Raw genomic sequence first — 17,195 nt, 5'->3', positions numbered from 1 at the left:
GCGGCCGATCACGCACGAGCCCCGGCCGGCAGCTGGCGCGCGACCTGCGCCGGGAGGAGGGCTCGGCGGTGGCGGAGTTCCCGATGGTCGCGGTGCTGATCATCCTCATCGCCCTCGCCGTGGTGCAGGCCGCCCTCGTCCTCCACACCCGCAACACGCTCATCGATGCCGCCGTCCAGGGCGCCCACCACGCCTCCCTGGTCGGAGCCGCCCCCGACGACGGTGCCGCACGGGCGGAGCAGCTCGTCCAGCAGCGGTTCGGGAGCTCGTACCAGGTCGCCGCCACGGCGTCGGAGGACGCCGACGGCACCATCACGGTCCACGTGCGCGCGAACCTGCCTCTGGTGGGACTGTTCGGCCCCGCGGGGACGCTCCGCGTCGAGGGACGCGCACTGGATGAGGAGGCATGGTGACGCTCGTCGCGCCCTGCGCGATCGGCCCTCGGCATCGCCGATGCAACGGCGCACGGAACCGCCTGCGCGACGAGGACGGCAACACGATCGTCGAGTTCGTGGCGCTTTCGGCCGCGCTGCTGATCCCCTCCCTCTACCTCGTGCTCACGCTCGGGTCCGTCCAGGCGGCAGTCTTCGCCGCCGACACCATCGCCCGGGACGCAGCCCGGATCCACGCCGTCGACGCCGATCCCGAGAACGCCACCGCGCGAACTTGGCAGCACACCACGATGATCCTCGAGGATTACCGCCTCCCCGTGAGCGACGTCGTGGAGATCCGCTGCAGCGAGGACCCGTGTGCGACCGCGGGAGGGACCGTCACCGCGCGGGTACGGATCCCGGTTCCCGTCCCCGGTCTCGGCCCGATCCTCGGTGATACCGGACCGGTCACGGTGGGATCCGCGCACGCCGTCCAGGTCGACCAGTACGGGGAGGGGGCCCCATGAGCGGACACCACGAGCCGACCGTGCACGGGTTCGAGGAGCCGACCGTGAACGGGACCGAAGCGCCGACAGTGAACGGCACCGAGGACTCACGTCGGGGCCGGTGCCGGGTGCTCTCCAGGCTGCGCGATCCCCGGGGGTCCATGACCATCCTGACCACGGGAGTGCTCGTCGTGATCCTCATGGTGATCGGCGTCGGCACCGCCGTCACCGGGGTCCACCTGGAGCGCAATGGCCTGCAGGCCGCTGCGGACAGCGCCGCGCTCGCCGCCTCGCAGGCGGTGGACCCCGCGCGGCTCTACACCACCGGCGACGGCAACGCCCTCCACGCCGGTTTCGCGCGTCGTGCCGCGCAGGAGCAGCTGCGCAGATATCCCCTGGACACGACCAGCACCGAGGACGTGCAGGTGCTCGACGTCTCCGTCGACGGGGACGGGACCGTCCGCGTCGTGGTCACCGCTCGCACCCATCCGCCCTTGGCAGGATGGTTCACACGAAGGACGGGACTGTCCGTCCCCCTGACCGTTCAAGGAGAGGCCAGATCGCGATGACCACCCCGATCACGACCGCACTGCTCGCCCCCGACAAGTTCAAGGGAACGCTCGGCGCCGCCGAGGTGGTCGAGGCGCTCGCCCGCGGGATCCGGGACACGGCACCCGCCGTCGAGCTGCTCGCCTGCCCGATCGCCGACGGCGGCGATGGCACCGTGGACGCCGCGCTCGCCGCCGGCGCCAAGGAGCGCACGAGTCTCATCACCGGACCGACGGGGGAGTCCCGCAGTGCGCGCTGGGCGCTCTCGGACGGGCTGGCCGTCGTCGAGCTCGCCGAGGCCGTCGGCCTCCGCGCCCTCCCCGGTGACGAACTCGCCCCCCGCGCGGCCTCCACCCGTGGTCTGGGCGAGCTGATCCTCGCCGCCGTCGCCGCCGGGGCTCGCTCGGTCATGGTCGGACTCGGCGGCAGCTCCTCGACCGACGCCGGGGCCGGTCTGCTCCAGGGCCTCGGCGGGCGGCTGCTGACCGCCGCCGGGGAGGACATCGCTGCAGGGGTCGACGGCCTGGCGACTCTCGCCTCGGTCGACCTCGCCCCGGCGCTCGAGGCGCTGGAAGGGATCGAGCTGATCGCCGCGAGCGACGTGACCAATCCGCTGCTGGGAGACGACGGCGCCACCGCGGTGTACGGACCGCAGAAGGGGATCCCGTCGGAGGACATCGCGGTGGTCGACGCGGTCCTCGGCGCCGCTGCGGAGATCCTGGACCCCGCGCATGCGTGCCGGGACGCCGCCGGTGCCGGCGCCGCCGGCGGCACCGGGTTCGCACTGTTCCTGCTCGGTGCCGCCCAGCGCTCCGGGGCCGACGCCGTGTTCGAGCTCGCCGGCGTCGAGTCCCTCCTGGCCCGCGCCGACGTCGCGGTGACGGGGGAGGGGAAGCTCGATGCACAGACGCTCCAGGGGAAGGGGCCTGCCGAGATCGCCCGTCGCGCCCATGATCTGGGGCTCCCGGTGGCGGCGGTCGCCGGAGCGATCACCCTGTCCGAGGACGAGCTGCACGAGGCCGGGATCACCAGGGCGTGGGATCTCACCTCGCGCGCCGGATCCGTCGAGAAGGCGATCGCCGATCCGGCGAGGTGGCTGGTCGAGGTGGGGCGCGACCTCGGCACCTGGCTCGTGGATGCCCCGCAGCAGGAGCATGCTGCCGCGCGCGACGGGTCGGGCGCTGCAGGCCGCTGAACGATACCGGGAGAGCCCGGAACGCTCCCGGGGAGCCCCGGGACGGACCGATTCGTCGGCCCGGTCCAGGCTCCTGCCGTAGACTCGGGCCTCGTGACTTCCATCGACTTCTCCGTAGAGATCCCCCAGCTCCGCTCGACCCTGTCGTCGATCGAGCAGGTGACCGACATCGAGGCGCTCGACGCCAAGATCGCCGACCTCGAGAAGCAGGCATCGTCCCAGGACCTGTGGGACGACGTCGACAACGCGCAGAAGGTCTCCTCGTCCCTCTCCCACGCGCAGTCCGAGCGTCGACGCATCAGCCAGCTCTCCTCGCGCATCGAGGACCTCGAGGTCATGGTCCAGCTCGCCGCCGAGGAGGACGACGCTGACACCCTCGAAGAGGCCGAGCAGGAGCTGGTCTCGATCCACAAGACGCTCGACGAGCTCGAGGTGCGCACCCTGCTCTCGGGCGAGTACGACGAGCGCGACGCGGTCATCACGATCCGCGCCGGCGCCGGTGGCGTGGACGCCGCGGACTTCGCGGAGATGCTCATGCGCATGTACCTGCGCTGGGCGGAGCGGCACGGCCACGCGCACAAGGTCATGGACACCTCCTACGCGGAAGAGGCGGGGCTGAAGTCGGTCACCTTCGAGATCTCCGCACCCTTCGCCTACGGCACCCTGTCCGTCGAGGGCGGCACCCACCGCCTGGTGCGCATCAGCCCCTTCGACAACCAGGGGCGTCGCCAGACCTCCTTCGCCGCCGTCGAGGTCATCCCGCTGATCGAGTCCACCGACTCCATCGAGATCCCCGACAACGACCTCAAGGTCGACGTCTTCCGCTCGTCGGGCCCCGGCGGGCAGTCCGTGAACACCACGGACTCCGCAGTGCGCATGACGCACCTGCCCACCGGGACCGTCGTCTCCATGCAGGACGAGAAGTCCCAGATCCAGAACCGTGCCGCTGCGCTGCGCGTCATGCAGTCTCGCCTGCTGCTGCTGAAGAAGGCCGAGGAGGCCGCTGAGCGCAAGGAGCTCGCGGGCAACGTGAAGGCCAGCTGGGGCGACCAGATGCGCTCCTACGTGCTGAACCCGTATCAGATGGTCAAGGACCTGCGCACCGAGTACCAGGAGGGCAACCCCTCCTCGGTGTTCGACGGTGAGATCGACGAGTTCATCGACGCCGGCATCCGGTGGCGCGCCGAGCAGGGCAAGCTGCAGGACTGATCAGCGCCGTCGGGGGCCTGCAGTCCGCTGATCCACCTGGTGTGAGCACCGGCACCAGACCTTGACCAGGTTTTGACCTCGTTCACGAGTCAGCCTGCGGCGATTCGCGCGTCGGCGACCCTACTCTGGGACAGAACGCCTCCCCCGATGTGAACAGGCACCCGTGATCCGTTTCGACAACGTCACCAAGACGTACATGCGTGGCCAGCACCCCGCGGTGGAGAACCTCGACATCGAGTTCGCCCGCGGGGAGTTCGTGTTCCTCGTCGGCGCCTCGGGCTCCGGGAAGTCCACCATGATGCGCATGGTGCTCAAGGAGACCGCCCCCACGCTCGGCACCGTCTACGTGGCGGGCCGGGACCTCTCCCGCATCCCGTCCTGGAAGGTTCCCGCACTCCGCCGGGACATCGGGATGGTGTTCCAGGACTTCCGCCTGCTGCCGTCCAAGACGGCCTACCAGAACATCGAGTTCGCGTTGGCGGTGATCGGCACGCCCCGCAAGGTGGTGCGCCGACTGGTGCCCGAGATGCTCGAGATGGTGGGTCTGGAGGACAAGGGCAAGCGACTCCCGCACGAGCTGTCCGGCGGTGAGCAGCAGCGCGTCGCCATCGCCCGCGCCTACGTCAACCGACCCTCGATCCTCCTGGCCGATGAGCCGACGGGCAACCTCGACCCCTCGACCGCGGAAGGGATCCTCGATCTGCTCAGCGAGATCAACGAGCGTGGCACCACCGTGGTCATGGCCACCCACGACCACGGCGCGGTGGACCGCATGCGCCGCCGCGTGGTCGAGATGGTCGGGGGCCGCGTCGTGCGTGACGAGCGCGAGGGCCTGTACGAGAGCGAGACCCCGGTCAGCGTGATCTCCGGGCACCTTCCCGATGACTCCGCCCACCGCTCCGAACTGCCGTCCGCGCTCCTCGTGGACGAGGGCGAGCAGCCTGCGTCAGAGGACGGGCCTGCCGGGGACGTGCTGGAGGAGGAGCTGATCGACGAGCGCGATGCGCTGCTGGAGCAGCACGAGGACGCGTTCGCCGAGGACGAGGACGGGGAGGCTCTGCGATGAGGATGCGCTACATCTCCGGGGAGATCCTCTCCGGGCTCTGGCGGAACATCGCCATGGTCATCTCCGTCGTGATCGTGACCGCGGTGTCCCTGACCTTCGTGGGCACGGGACTGATCATGCAGAAGCAGATCATGGACATGAAGGACACTCTCGTCGAGCAGTCGCAGGTGACGATCTTCCTGTGCTCACCGCATTCCACCGCCGCCTCCTGTGCCGGCGGCGCGGCCACCGACGCGCAGATCGACTCGGTGCGCGAGGCGTTGGACGGCGACGTGCTCTCGCCCTACATCGCGTCCTACGACGAGCGCTCCCAGGACGAGGCGCTCGGGATCTATCAGGAGCAGTTCGCCGGGGAGGGGTTCGTCTCGAACTTCACCGCCGAGGACATGCCCGTCTCCTTCCACATCACCCTCCAGGACGCCGACGAATCCGCTGCGGTCGTCGAGTTCTTCCAGGGTCGCGACGGGGTCGACGAGGTCACCGACCTCCTCAGCACGTTCGCCCCGTTCATCGATGTGCTGAACCAGTCGACCCTGTTCGCGCTCGGGCTCGCGGTCCTGATGCTGATCGCCGCGCTGCTCCTGGTGGCCACTACCATCCGGATGTCGGTGGCGAACCGTCGCCGCGAGATCGCCATCATGCGGCTGGTCGGCGCCTCGAACCTCTTCATCCGCCTCCCGTTCCTGCTGGAGGGGGCGGTCGCCGCGATCATCGGCGGCGTGATCGCCTCCGGCATGCTGTGGCTGGGCCTGGACTACATCGTCCAGGGCTGGCTCGCGCCGACCCTCGGCAGCGACCTGATCACGGTGGGCGTCGCCGACCTGATCTGGGCCGCGCCCGTCCTCGTCGCGCTCGGCGCGATCCTCTCGATCGCCTCGTCGGTGGTCTCCCTGAACCGCTATCTGAAGGTGTGAGCATGTCCCCGAGCATCCTGCGCCGTCCGCTGACTCTCGCCGCGACCGTCCTGCTGGTCCTCACGCCCTCGCTGGCCGGACCGCTGTCGCCGGCCTCGGCCGAGGGCACCAAGCAGGACAAGATCGCCGAGCGCGAGACGGTCGACCAGCAGCTCGAGGACCTCCGCATCGATCTCGGCGGGGTGAACGATGAGCTCGCCGACACCTACATCGCCCTGGCGGAGACGGAACTGCTCATCCCGGAGGCGCAGCAGGATCTCGAGGACGCTCAGGCCGAGCTCGCGGCCGCCCGTGAGGACGATCGGCTCACCGGGGAGCGCCTCACGGCCGCCCAGGACGAGGAGAAGCAGCTCTCCGGAGAGGTCGAGACCGGTCAGGAAGAGGTCGACCGCAGCGACGACGAGCTGGCGCAGGTCGCTCTGGACGCCTACAAGGGCGGCGGGCTGCCCAATCCGTCGACCATCTACACCGGCGGGCAGGACCCGCAGGACGCGGTGGATCGCTCGATGAACTACCGCCTGACGATGTCCTCCCAGGGGAGCCGCCTGGACACCCTGCGCGCCGACCAGGCGGTCACGGAGAACTCCGCGGACCGCCTCACCGCAGTGCGCGAGGAGATCGACGCACTGAAGCTCGAGTCCGAGCAGGCCGTCCAGCGCACCGCCGACGCGGAGGACGCCGCCGCCGCCGCGAAGGCCGACCTCGACGACCTCTACGCCACGCAGAAGACCCAGCGTGACGACCTCGAGGCCAAGAAGACGAAGTACCAGGAGGACGAGGCGAACCTGGAGGATCGCAGCTCGACCCTGGACACGGAGATCGAGGAGCTCGCCCGCCAGGAGCGCGAACGCGAGCAGAAGGCGGCCGAAGCGGCCAAGAAGAAGAGCAGCAGCGGGAGCGGCACGGGCAAGAAGAGCAGCAGCGGCGGCTCCGCGAACACCGGCGGAGGCTGGAACTACCCGGTGAATTCGCGCATGAACTCGAACTACGGCTGGCGCTACCACCCGATCTACCACACGCGGAAGCTGCATGCCGGAGTCGATTTCCCGGTCGCGTGCGGGACCTCGGTGGGGGCGACCCATTCCGGTCGCGTCATCGCTCGCACGCACAACAGCGGTGCGGGCAACAAGATCATCCTCAGCCACGGCATCCACAACGGGAAACTGGTCACCAGCTCGTACCACCACCTGCAGGGCTTCGCGAAGCCGGTGGGCGCGCAGGTCTCCGCCGGTGACACCGTCGGCTACGTGGGCACGACGGGCTCCTCGACCGGCTGCCACCTCCACTTCGAGGTCCAGGAGGACGGGAACTCCGTCAACCCCGCGAACTACCTGTGACGCAGAGCGGCGCGTGACCGGGCCCGCCCGCGTCGGGACGGTCGGCGTCGAGCGGGCCATATTGTCTCGCGTCCTGCGGTGATCACCGCGTAAGCTTGGTCTTCGGTCGCGGTACGAGCCCGGCCGGCACCTGGCGCAGATCGACTGCGGAACGGAGGGACTCCATGGCGGCGAAGAAGAAGACGGCGGCGAAGAAAGCCGCCAGGGAAGACGGTCCCGAGAAGAAGCTCATCGCGTCGAACAAGCGTGCTCGGCACGACTACTACATCGACGACACCTGGGAAGCGGGAATCGTCCTGTCCGGCACCGAGGTGAAGTCGCTGCGCGATCGCGGCGCCTCCCTGATCGACGGCTACTGCTTCGTGGAGGGCCGTGAGGTCTGGATGGACGCCGTCCACATCGCCCCGTACGTCAAGGGCACCTGGACCAATCACGCAGCCCGACGCAAGCGCAAGCTGCTGCTGCACAAGCAGGAGATCGAGCGCCTGGCGAGCAAGTCCCGCGAGAAGGGCTTCACGATCGTCCCGCTGGAGATGTACTTCCTGGGCTCGCACGCGAAGGTCGTCATCGGCCTGGCGCGCGGCAAGAAGGAATGGGACAAGCGGCAGACTCTGCGCGAGCAGCAGGACCTGCGTGAGGCGCAGCGCGCCATGCGGCAGCGCGAACTCGCCTGACCTTCCTGTCGGAACGCACCGCCAGCGCTGAGGGAGGCGCTCCTCGCACGCTGAGGGTGACGGGCCGACGCGAATTCACGCGCTCCGGCCCGGACGATCACGCCGTCTGGCGCTCCGAGGCCTGTCCTGGACCTGGTCAGTCGTCGCGCTCGAGCCGGGCCACGGTCTGTCGGCTCGACTCCAGGATCCCCTCGTCGCCGGCACCGAGCATCTCGCGCATCACCAGCGCCCGGCGCGCATCCTCCAGGGCCAGGCCCCGAAGCCCCGTCGCCGAGACCTCCCGGCCCGAGCGCAGCTCCCGGAGACCGTGCTCGAAACGGCATTTCGCACGATGCTGGAACACCGCAGCGAGCACGGACAGCGAGGAGGGGGAGGTCGGATCCTCGAAACCGGTCTCCTCGGCGGCGAGGTCGAACTGCTCCTCGGCCGCGGTGAACGCGCCCTGCCACTGCAGCACGTGGGCATACCTGGTGCGTCGCACCGCGCGCATGAGAGGCGGCAGAGCCGGGTCCTCGAGGGAGCGCCGGGCGGCGATCGCTGCCTCGTCGAGACGACCCAGCATGCGCAGATGAGCAACGACGCGGGGATCCTCCGGGTTCTCCGTGCACCAGCGCGCGAGGGCCTCGGGATCGGCGACCACCTCCCGCAGGGTGTCGTCATCGACCATGACCTGCACTCCTGCTGCGGTGAATCCGACCATGGGATCATGATGGGCTCTGCGGCCGCGTGCGGTCCAGGGATGACCGCTTCGCCGTGAGCTGAGGGATATTCGCTTCAGTTCGACAGGCAGTCGCGGTAGACTCAAGGAACGGCATGCGGGGAGACCCGGTGCTCGTGGCTGTTTGACAACAGAATCGTGAGTGCAAGGGCGATCCCTCGGGATCGCCGATATCTGTGCTGCAGACCCACGCTGGGGGCCGATCGGTTTCGACGGTAGTTGTCCAGCAAGGGGAAGCGGGCCGAGAAGCCAGAGTCATCTCGTTAACGTCCTCTGGAAACCAATAAGTGCCGAATCCAAGCGCACTGACTTCGCTCTCGCTGCCTGATCAGCGTTAGCAGTCTGGAACCCCGGGCTTGCTCCTGACCCGGATCGTTCCATCATCTAAGGAGCCACTGCTGCCGACCCTCGTCATCGGGGAAGGATGAACACTTCAGAGTGACTGAGTCCGTCGACGACGTGTTCGTGCGAGCGTCGGGACTGAGAAAACGATAATACGGACTGCGCCCGGAGAAGCTCTTGCTCCGCACTATCGGACGCGGGTTCGATTCCCGCCGGCTCCACCATTGCACTCACCACGAAAGGCCCCCTCACCTGCGTTGCTGCGCGGGGAGGGGGCCTTTTGCGTGCCCGGTGCCGCTCAGGCGACGTCGTACGTGAGCCCGTGCCCCAGCTCGTAGCGGTTGCCGTCCGCATCGACGTAGACGTAGGGGCGGCCGTCCATGTGCCGCTCCTTGGCGTAGCCCGGCACGTCGTTGGGGGACGCGCAGCGGCCGTCCGCATCCACCGCGATCGCGTCGGCGTCGATCGGGAACGTGATCGGCAGGCGACCGCTGGGGGAGTACTCGCCCAGCACCGCGTCGACCATCGTCTCGTAGCGGGACTCGAAGCCGACCAGCAGGCCGTCCGCCAGCGGCTCGATCGCGTCGAGCAGCCACGGGTACATGGCGTTCAGCCCGATCACCAGGGTGTCGACGCTCTCGCGGATGCGGCGCACCTTCTCGATGTCGACGTGGGAGTGGTCATCGATGGCGAGGTCGGCGACCCCCACGAACTCGAAGTACGCGCCGACGAAGGGCTTCATGAGCACGATCGCGACGTCCGCTCCGCGATGGTCGGTGGTGAACGCGACATCCGGATGCGCCTGCTCGATCCGGGACCGCAGGGCGTCGAGCTCCTTGACCGTGAGCTCCTTGGCCATGAGCTCGACGTACACGCGCTTGCCGGTGAGGGAGGCAGGCGTGAGCGGCAGCACGGCGTCGTGGTTCTTGGCGAGGACGACGGAGCGTCGGTGGGCATCCTCCGCCGCCGCAGCTGCCTCCGTGTTCCGGACGATGCGGTCCGCCTCGGCGGGGTCGGCGTAGGGGTTCTCGAACAGTCCGAGGGTGAACAGCTCCTCGAGCAGCAGCTGCGCCGCCTCGTCGAGCCGCGCGGAGGTGAAGAAGCCGGAGACGAAGGCATCACGCACGGCGTCGACGTCGTTGGTGTCCGCGAACATGTCGGTGCCGGCCATCACGGCCAGGCCCACCCGCTGGGCCGTGGTGAGCTCCTCGGCGCCCCAGGCCATCTTCGAGAGGATGCCCGAGTCGGAGTTGATGTAGCCGCGATGGCCCATCGACCGCAGCAGGTCCAGGATCTCCTTGTTGAAGGCGAATCCGAGCTGCTCGAACTGCGTGACCCGACCCTGCGGGGTGGAGGACTTCTCGTCCGACGGGATCGCGTAGTAGGGCATGACCGAGGAGGTCCCGGCATCGATCGCCGCCTGGAACGGAGGCAGGTGGTACTCCTCGAGGGACCCTGGCGTCGGGTAGATGTTGAAACGGCCCTCCGCGTAATGGGGATCCGTGCCGTTCTCCCGGGCGCCGCCGCCGGGGAAATGCTTCGTGGTCAGGGCCACGCCGTCGGCCGCGAGGCGGTCGCCGCCCTGGAAGCCGCGCACGATCGCGTCCATCGCGCGGGAGACGAACTCGGGATCCTCGCCGAAGGTTCCGTGGCCGCGGAACCAGCGCGGGTCGGTGAAGACATCGGCCATGTACATGTAGCCCTTGCGGAGCCCGGAGGCGAGCCACTCGGCCCGCGACTGGGCGGCGAAATCCTCGATGACGTCGAGCGACCCGGTGGCGGCGAGGCCGAGTGTGCCCGGCCATTGGGTGAACGGGAGGTCCTCGGGTGTGGCGCCCATCTTGAACCCGCCGGCCTCGTTCTTGGAGTTCGCGGCGACGATCACGGGAACGCCCCATCGGGTGTCCTCCGCGATCTCGTTCATCGCGTTGATCCAGGTCGCGATCCGCGATCCGGTGGGCTCCTCGCGCATGATGAAGTGGCGCATGTGCATGCCCCGGATCATTTCGGTGGTGCCCTGGAAGGGGATGCCTGCGCTGGTGTGCGGGTCGAGCTTGAGCGGCAGATGCTGCTCGTCGACCGCCCCGTCGTGACTGGTGAGCTCCGTGTCGTGCTGCGAGATGCCCATCGGTCGCGAGCTGATCACCATCAGCCCCAGCTTCTCGTCCGGAGACATCCGCGAGACCAGGTCCGCCGCCCGCTCGGCCGGGGCCAGCCGCCAGTCCTCGAACGGGGTGAGCTCGCCGTCCCCATCGAGGTCCCGGAACTGCAGCCCGTCGACCTCGATGATCTGCTTGACGCGGCTGGAGAGGGGGACCTGCTGGGTCATGAAGGCTCCTGTGGGGTGGGTCCGGAGAAGGGGGCGAAAGACGGCGACGGCCACGGCACGGCATGGCCTGATGAGTGTGGCCGCTGCGTCGTGTGGCGTGTGGCGTGTGGCGTGTGGCGTGTGGCGTGCGGCGGTGGAGCAGCCGATGGACGGGTGGATTAGCCGCGGGACGGTCGGGTCAGCCGGTGATCAGTGCGCCGAAGCCGAGCGAGACGAGGTGCTCACGGCTCATCGTGAGGGCGTCGAAGATGTCACGGCCGTAGGTCTGGTCCTGCTCGATGAGCAGGTGCTGAGCTCCGGAGGCGAGGGCCTGCTCGATGACGGGCTTCCAGTCCAGCGTGCCCTGGCCTACCTCGGCGAACTGCACGATCTCCCCGCCCCAGAAGCGGGTGAACGCGGACCGATCCCCGCCGGCGGCCGCGGCGAGCACCTCGGCCGGCGGCAGGGTGATGCGGTAGTCCTTGAGGTGGACGAGGTCCAGCACGCCGTCGAAGTCGGCAAGGGTACGCTCGGGATCGCGGCCGCCGCGCTGCACCCAATGGCAGTCGATCTCGTAGCGCAGGTGGGGCGCCTTCTGACGGAGCTGGTCGAGCAGCGTGACGCCGCCGAGCTTCGCGAACTCGACGTGGTGGTTGTGGTAGCTGAGGCGGAGGCCCGCGTCCGCCATGCGTCGGGCATATCCGTCGGCCTCGGCGGCGAACGCGTCGAAGGCCTCCTGGGACGCCATCGCGCTCAGCGGCATCATGCCGATCCGCAGATGCTTCGTGCCCAGACGGCGGGCGTGCTCGACGTGGAGGTCGAAGTGCTTCGCCAGCGTCAGCTCGTCGCTGTCCTCGGGCGCGGAGGTCTTCGCGGAGATCGCCGCGAAATGGATGCCGAGCTCGTCGCGAGCGGCTTCCATGCCGGCCACGTTCTCCTCGGTCATGGGGATCTGGGACACCTCGACGACCTCGAAGCCGGTGTCCTTCACACGCCTGAGCACGGGCAGGATGCCGTCCTGGGCGACATGTTCCTTGAGCATCATGAGCTGGATACCGATTCGTGCCATGCGAACCTCCTGGGGTGTGTCCGGGCCGCATCGCCCGGGGGCGAGTCCTCGTCGCCCGTCGCCATCCACGCTATCCAGCGCGGGCGAGGCGCTCAGGATCTTGCCGATGGTTGCCCGGTGCGGCGGCCTCGCGGGCTCGTAGTCTGGGGCGATGTCGCAGCCCGAAGCAGGACGCCTCCACGGCGCAGGATCGGCAGGCGAGGGCCCGGCTGCCCGGGCTGCGCCCCGGCCGCCCGCGGCGGACCTCCCGGTGGATGTGCAGGCAGTCGGGGCGCTCCAGGGATTCTGGCTCCCCGAACCCGGAATCTCGCTCGAGCACTGTGTGTGGAGGCTGGGTGCGCAGCCTCTGGGGGAGGGCTGGGACAACGTGCTGTGGCCCGTGGGCGAGGCCGACGGGACGACCCTGGTGGCGCGGGTGGTGCGGCGCAGGAGCGCACGACCGCTGCTGGCACGCGAGGTGACGGTGCTGAGGCATCTCGCTGCACGGAGCGACCAGCTCGCGATGCGCGTCCCCGCCCCGCTCGCGACTGCTAAGGATGCACTGCTGATTCCCTGGCTGCCGGGCATCACCGCCGCGGAGGCGGACTCCGCGGGGCGGATCAGGGCGGGGGAGCAGTTGGCGCGGATGCTCGCCCAGGTGCATTCCTCCGAGGTGCCGCTGATGGAGCGCAGCACGGTGCGTGGGGTCCCGCTCTCGACCCGCGCGCACGCCTTCGCCGAGGACCTGGAGCAAGCAGAGCTTCCCCCGCGCTGCGAGGCGCATGCCGTGGATCGTTGGGAGCGCGGGCTGGCAGCCCGGGCGTGGACCGGCGAGGATCTGCTGCTGCACGGTGACCCGCACCCGGGAAACGTCGTGGTCGACGACGCCGCCGAGGGGAACCGCGTCGTCGCCGCGCTCATCGACTGGGGCGACACCACGGCCGGTGACCCGGCGAGCGATCTCGGCGCACTGCTCCTGCACGGGCTCGGCGCCGCGCCCCTCGAGACCTACCGCGCGTCCGCGAGCTGGGAGGGCATCGAGGTCGACGAGATCTGGGGCCCGCTCGTCGCTCGCGCCCACGCCTGGGCGACGCGCATGGCGTTGAGCCTGACCGGGGCGTACCCGTCGAACCATCCCTTGGGGCAGGTCGCTGGACGGCTGCTTCGAGGCTGAGACGCCCGGCCCGGCCCGGCCCGGCCGGACGTCACGGTCACCAGAGTCCCTGAGGAGGGCGTTCAGATCGTGTCCGTCGCGTCGGCGCGCGGTCCGGGATCCACGGCCGCCTGCCACTCGGCGCGGTTCTTGCCAGGGGGAATGGCGCTGATGCCGTACCAGAGGGTCAGGATCTCCAGCCATTGCTGCTCCGCTGCGCCGATCGGGGAGATCGACTCGTAGCCGGCACGGAGGGCGGCTCGCGCGGCGGCCGGAGTCGGGGACCAGTCGGTGAACCGGGTTGCCAGGTAGACACTCGCGCGGGCCAGATCATCGATCCGGGGAGCCCTCCCCACCTCCTCGAAATCCAGGACTGCGACCACCTGTCCAGCACGAGTGAGGATGTTCGCGGCGCGATAATCATGGTGGACGAGCTGCTGTGCGGCCGGTGGCGGCGGCGCGGAGGCAAGAAGCTGCCGCAACCGTGCCGAGGCCTCCTGGGCCAGTCCCCGGTCGGATCGTTCCCACCACTCGTCGAGCCGCCGGGGGAGCGCTTCGCCCGGCCCGGGAACTGCGCTCTTCCCGGGGTCGTGACGCCGCAGCGCGTCGTGGATCCGCGCCAGCATCTGCCCGGCTGAGCGCACGGCCCGCTCATCGGCCACGTCGAGCCAGTCGCCGTCGATCTCAGGCAGGACGGCGACGGACAAGGGCCCCGACGGACCGTCGAGCTCGAGGCGCACCTCCCCGTCTGCCGAGGGGATCGGTGCAGCAACGAGGATGCCCGGCTCCGCGATGTCTCGCACCAGGGCGGTCGACGCCCGGAGTGCGTCAAATCGTTCGGGATCCCCCGACCACTTCACGATGAACCGTCCGCCACCGCCATCACGTCGCGGCTGCTCTCCCTCGCCAGCTGCTTCTCTGATCCAGCCGGGACCCATTGACACCCCGGTCACCCAGGCGATGACGTTCTGGTCGCTGATCACCAGACGCGGGCAGTCGTGCACGGTGATGCCCCAATGGGCGCGCAGAATCGTCGTGATCCAGTCGCGGGCGCCCCCAAGACCGTCGAAGCCGAAGCGCGCACGCAGAGCTTCGCGGGGATCCGTCGTCTCCCAGAGCATGGACAGGCCCGGTTCGAGCATGGTGTCCCTCGGCACGCCGGGGTCAGTTCTGCACGGCGGCACGGGAGGCGACGAACGCCTGGACCGCCGCCTCGACGTCCTCCTCGGTATGGGCGGCCGAGAGCTGCACCCGGATCCGGGCCTTGCCGCGCGGGACCACCGGGTAGGAGAACGCGGTGACGAACACGCCTCGTTCGAGCATCGCGTCGGCGATGCGTCCGGCGAGCGCGGCGTCGCCGAACATCACCGGCACGATCGCATGCTCGCCCTCGAGCAGCTCGAACCCCTCCTCGGTCATCCGACGACGGAACAGCTCCGCGTTGCGGAACAGGGCGGCGCGCAGGTCGGCGCTGCCGGCGACCAGGTCGAGGGCGGCCAGCGTGGCGGCGACGATCGACGGTGCCAGCGAGTTGGAGAACAGGTAGGGCCGGCCCGTCTGGCGCAGCAGCGCGACGATCTCGCCGCGACCGGAGACATAGCCGCCGCTGGCCCCGCCGAGGGCCTTGCCGAACGTGCCGGTGTACAGGTCGATCCGGTCCGAGACCCCGAAGTGCTCCGGGGTGCCGGCGCCGGTGGCGCCCATGAAGCCGACGGCGTGGGAGTCGTCCACGAGCACCAGCGCACCGAACTCGTCGGCCAGATCGCAGATCCCGTCCAACGGGGCGAGGTAGCCGTCCATCGAGAACACGCCGTCGGTGACGATGATCGTGCGGCGTGCGCCGGCGCCGTCGTTCTGGGCGCGGGTGGACTCGAGCTGGGCGCGCAGGTCCTCGAGGTCGGCATTGCGGTACCGGTAGCGGACCGCCTTGGACAGGCGGATCCCGTCGATCAGGGAGGCATGGTTCAGCGCATCCGAGATGATCGCGTCCTTGGGGCCGAACAGCGGCGCGAACACGGCGCCGTTGGCATCGAAGCACGAGGAGAACAGGATCGTGTCCTCGGTGCTCAGGAACGCCGAGACCTTCTTCTCCAGCTCGAGGTGGAGGTCCTGGGTGCCGCAGATGAAGCGCACGGACGCCATGCCGAAGCCGCGCTCGTCCAGCGCCTGCTTCGCCGCCGCGAGCAGGTCCGGATGGTCGGCGAGCCCCAGGTAGTTGTTGGCGCAGAAGTTGAGCACCTCGGCGCCGTCGCGGCCCAGCGGACCGGCGGTGATGCGGTTGCTCTGCGGGGTCGAGATGACGCGTTCGTGCTTGAAGGTGCCGGCCTCCTGGATCTGTGCGAGTTCGGCGGTCAGCTGGTCCTTGAGGTCCGTGTACACGGGGGTCCTTCCATGGTCGGTGCGTGGTGCGTGGTGCGTGGTGCGTGGTGCGTGGTGCGTGGTGCGTGGTGCGTGGTGCGTGGTGCGTGGTGCGTGGTGCGTGGTGCGTGGTGCGTGGTGCGTGGTGCGTGGTGCGTGGTGCGTGCGGTGCGTTCTCGACGAAGGGCGCTGGTTGCTTCGTGAGGGTGCGGGACGCGGGATGCGGGATGCGGGGTTTCGGGGCGCGGTGGGCCGACTGCTGGCCCGATGAGCGGGATGTGGGCCGTCGCAGAGGGGACGACGGCTCTCGGCGCTCAGCGCGTCAGTCGATGTTCTCCCAGTCCAGGAGCACTTTGCCGCCTACCCCGGAGCGAGCGATCTCGTAGGCGCTCTCCCACTGCGAGGCGGGCACGACGTCGGAGACCGTCGCGAGCACGCGCTCGCGCAGCACGGGGCTGGTGGAAATCATCGCGCTCATCGCGTTCCACGTCTCATACATCTCCCGACCGTAGATACCCTGCAGGGTGAGCATGTGGGTGATGACGGTGGTCCAGTCGAGCTCGAAGTGGTGGGAGGGCAGGCCGAGCAGGGAGATCCTCCCGCCGTGGTTCATGTTCGCGATCATCTCCTGCAGGGCGCTGGCCTGCCCGGAGATCTCCAGCCCCACGTCGAAGCCCTCCTTCATGCCGAGCTCACGCTGCGCCTGCGTCATCGACGTGGTCGCGACGTTCAGGGCGAGGTCCACCCCGGCTGCGCGGGCCATCTCCAGGCGGTGCTCGTGGACGTCGGTGATCGCCACGTAGCGGGCCCCGGCGTGACGGGCCACGGCCGCGGCCATCAGACCGATCGGCCCGGCCCCGGTGATCAGCACGTCCTCACCGATCAGCGGGAACTTCAGCGCCGTGTGGACGGCGTTGCCGAAGGGGTCGAAGAGGGCTCCGAGCTCGGGGGTGATGAGAGCGGTGCCGCCGGAGCGCTCATGCACCCAGACGTTCAGGTGCGGGATCACGACGAACTCGGCGAACGCGCCGTCCCGCTGCACGCCGACGCTGCGGGTGCGGATGCACATCTGCTTGCGACCGGCGCGACAGTTCCGGCACACCCCGCACACCACATGCCCTTCGCCGGAGACCCGATCGCCCACCTGCACGTCCAGCACCTCGGGGCCGACGTCCACGACCTCGCCGTAGAACTCGTGCCCGGGGGTGAACGGCACGGAGTCGCACATCGCCTCCGCCGAGTCGTCCCAGGCCAGGATGTGGAGGTCGGTGCCGCAGATGCCGGCGCGGAGCACGCGGATCTTCACGTCCCACGGGCCGCACTGCGGCTCGGGAAGGTCCACCATGGACAGCCCGGGCCCGGGCTCCGTCTTACGCAGCGCACGCATCATCGCGGTGTCGGCTCTCCTTCGGCTCCTCACGTCCGCATGCGCGGACGCCGTCTCCCG

General features: G+C 69.5%; 16 protein-coding genes and 1 other RNA gene. 11 read left to right on the top strand and 6 right to left on the bottom strand.

From position 1 onward, the window contains the following. Positions 1 to 68 precede the first annotated feature (68 nt). The 9 genes from CIK81_RS09885 (at position 69) to smpB (ending at position 7,821) form a co-directional block, all read left to right on the top strand. Positions 69 to 413 (top strand): TadE family protein, encoded by a 345-nt coding sequence (locus tag CIK81_RS09885; protein ID WP_114306391.1) that lies wholly within the window; start codon positions 69 to 71, stop codon positions 411 to 413. Further along, a complete protein-coding gene (locus CIK81_RS09880; RefSeq protein WP_241964101.1) occupies positions 407 to 898 on the top strand; it encodes a TadE/TadG family type IV pilus assembly protein in 492 nt (163 codons plus the stop codon). Before CIK81_RS09885 ends, CIK81_RS09880 begins: the two co-directional genes overlap by 7 nt. Further along, positions 895 to 1,446 carry a pilus assembly protein TadG-related protein gene (locus CIK81_RS09875; RefSeq protein WP_114355651.1) on the top strand — a complete coding sequence of 184 codons (552 nt, stop codon included), beginning with the start codon at positions 895 to 897 and terminating at the stop codon, positions 1,444 to 1,446. The genes CIK81_RS09880 and CIK81_RS09875 overlap by 4 nt, the downstream gene beginning before the upstream one ends. Beyond that, a complete protein-coding gene (locus tag CIK81_RS09870; RefSeq protein ID WP_096197169.1) occupies positions 1,443 to 2,621 on the top strand; it encodes a glycerate kinase in 1,179 nt (392 codons plus the stop codon). Before CIK81_RS09875 ends, CIK81_RS09870 begins: the two co-directional genes overlap by 4 nt. 93 nt (positions 2,622 to 2,714) lie before the next feature. Continuing rightward, entirely contained in the window at positions 2,715 to 3,830 is a 1,116-nt protein-coding gene (gene prfB, locus CIK81_RS09865) for a peptide chain release factor 2 (protein WP_096163499.1), read from the top strand. Positions 3,831 to 3,993: 163 nt separating this feature from the next. Beyond that, complete coding sequence (ftsE, locus tag CIK81_RS09860; protein WP_096163500.1) at positions 3,994 to 4,896, top strand: cell division ATP-binding protein FtsE; 903 nt, start codon at positions 3,994 to 3,996, stop codon at positions 4,894 to 4,896. Then, positions 4,893 to 5,810 (top strand): permease-like cell division protein FtsX, encoded by a 918-nt coding sequence (ftsX, locus tag CIK81_RS09855; protein ID WP_096163501.1) that lies wholly within the window; start codon positions 4,893 to 4,895, stop codon positions 5,808 to 5,810. The genes ftsE and ftsX overlap by 4 nt, the downstream gene beginning before the upstream one ends. A gap of 2 nt (positions 5,811 to 5,812) precedes the next feature. Further along, a complete protein-coding gene (locus CIK81_RS09850) occupies positions 5,813 to 7,147 on the top strand; it encodes a murein hydrolase activator EnvC (protein ID WP_096197170.1) in 1,335 nt (444 codons plus the stop codon). 164 nt (positions 7,148 to 7,311) lie between these two features. Beyond that, on the top strand, positions 7,312 to 7,821 hold the full coding sequence (gene smpB, locus CIK81_RS09845) for an SsrA-binding protein SmpB (protein WP_096163503.1): 510 nt from the start codon (positions 7,312 to 7,314) through the stop codon (positions 7,819 to 7,821). A 136-nt stretch (positions 7,822 to 7,957) separates the two neighbouring features. Here smpB and CIK81_RS09840 read toward each other — a convergent pair whose 3' ends face one another. After that, complete coding sequence (locus CIK81_RS09840; protein ID WP_096163504.1) at positions 7,958 to 8,521, bottom strand: hypothetical protein; 564 nt, start codon at positions 8,519 to 8,521, stop codon at positions 7,958 to 7,960. 213 nt (positions 8,522 to 8,734) lie between these two features. Here CIK81_RS09840 and ssrA point away from each other — a divergent pair. Further along, positions 8,735 to 9,105: a transfer-messenger RNA gene (ssrA, locus tag CIK81_RS09835) on the top strand. A 74-nt stretch (positions 9,106 to 9,179) separates the two neighbouring features. Here the strand turns inward: ssrA and CIK81_RS09830 are convergent. Both CIK81_RS09830 and CIK81_RS09825 read right to left on the bottom strand, forming a co-directional pair. After that, positions 9,180 to 11,210 (bottom strand): glycoside hydrolase family 3 protein, encoded by a 2,031-nt coding sequence (locus CIK81_RS09830; protein WP_096163505.1) that lies wholly within the window; start codon positions 11,208 to 11,210, stop codon positions 9,180 to 9,182. Between the two features lie 178 nt (positions 11,211 to 11,388). Beyond that, the gene (locus CIK81_RS09825) at positions 11,389 to 12,258 is read right to left on the bottom strand and encodes a sugar phosphate isomerase/epimerase (protein WP_096197172.1); all 870 of its coding nucleotides are present in this window, start codon (positions 12,256 to 12,258) and stop codon (positions 11,389 to 11,391) included. Positions 12,259 to 12,409: 151 nt separating this feature from the next. Here CIK81_RS09825 and CIK81_RS09820 point away from each other — a divergent pair, with 151 nt between their 5' ends. Next, positions 12,410 to 13,411 carry a phosphotransferase gene (locus tag CIK81_RS09820; protein ID WP_114355650.1) on the top strand — a complete coding sequence of 334 codons (1,002 nt, stop codon included), beginning with the start codon at positions 12,410 to 12,412 and terminating at the stop codon, positions 13,409 to 13,411. Between the two features lie 62 nt (positions 13,412 to 13,473). Here the strand turns inward: CIK81_RS09820 and CIK81_RS09815 are convergent, their stop codons facing one another. The 3 genes from CIK81_RS09815 to tdh form a co-directional block, all read right to left on the bottom strand. Further along, positions 13,474 to 14,547: a phosphotransferase enzyme family protein gene (locus CIK81_RS09815; protein WP_199586342.1), complete on the bottom strand. Its 1,074-nt coding sequence runs from the start codon at positions 14,545 to 14,547 to the stop codon at positions 13,474 to 13,476. Between the two features lie 7 nt (positions 14,548 to 14,554). Next, positions 14,555 to 15,769, bottom strand: coding sequence for a glycine C-acetyltransferase (locus CIK81_RS09810; protein WP_096163508.1), 1,215 nt, complete (start codon positions 15,767 to 15,769; stop codon positions 14,555 to 14,557). 301 nt (positions 15,770 to 16,070) lie between these two features. Beyond that, the gene (gene tdh, locus CIK81_RS09805) at positions 16,071 to 17,135 is read right to left on the bottom strand and encodes an L-threonine 3-dehydrogenase (RefSeq protein WP_096197193.1); all 1,065 of its coding nucleotides are present in this window, start codon (positions 17,133 to 17,135) and stop codon (positions 16,071 to 16,073) included. Positions 17,136 to 17,195: the final 60 nt, after the last annotated feature.

Source organism: Brachybacterium sp. JB7 (assembly GCF_003335205.1).
Taxonomy (GTDB): Bacteria; Actinomycetota; Actinomycetes; order Actinomycetales; family Dermabacteraceae; genus Brachybacterium; species Brachybacterium alimentarium.
Note: the sequence above shows the minus strand (reverse complement) of the source record. Positions and strands in the feature narration are given on the sequence as shown.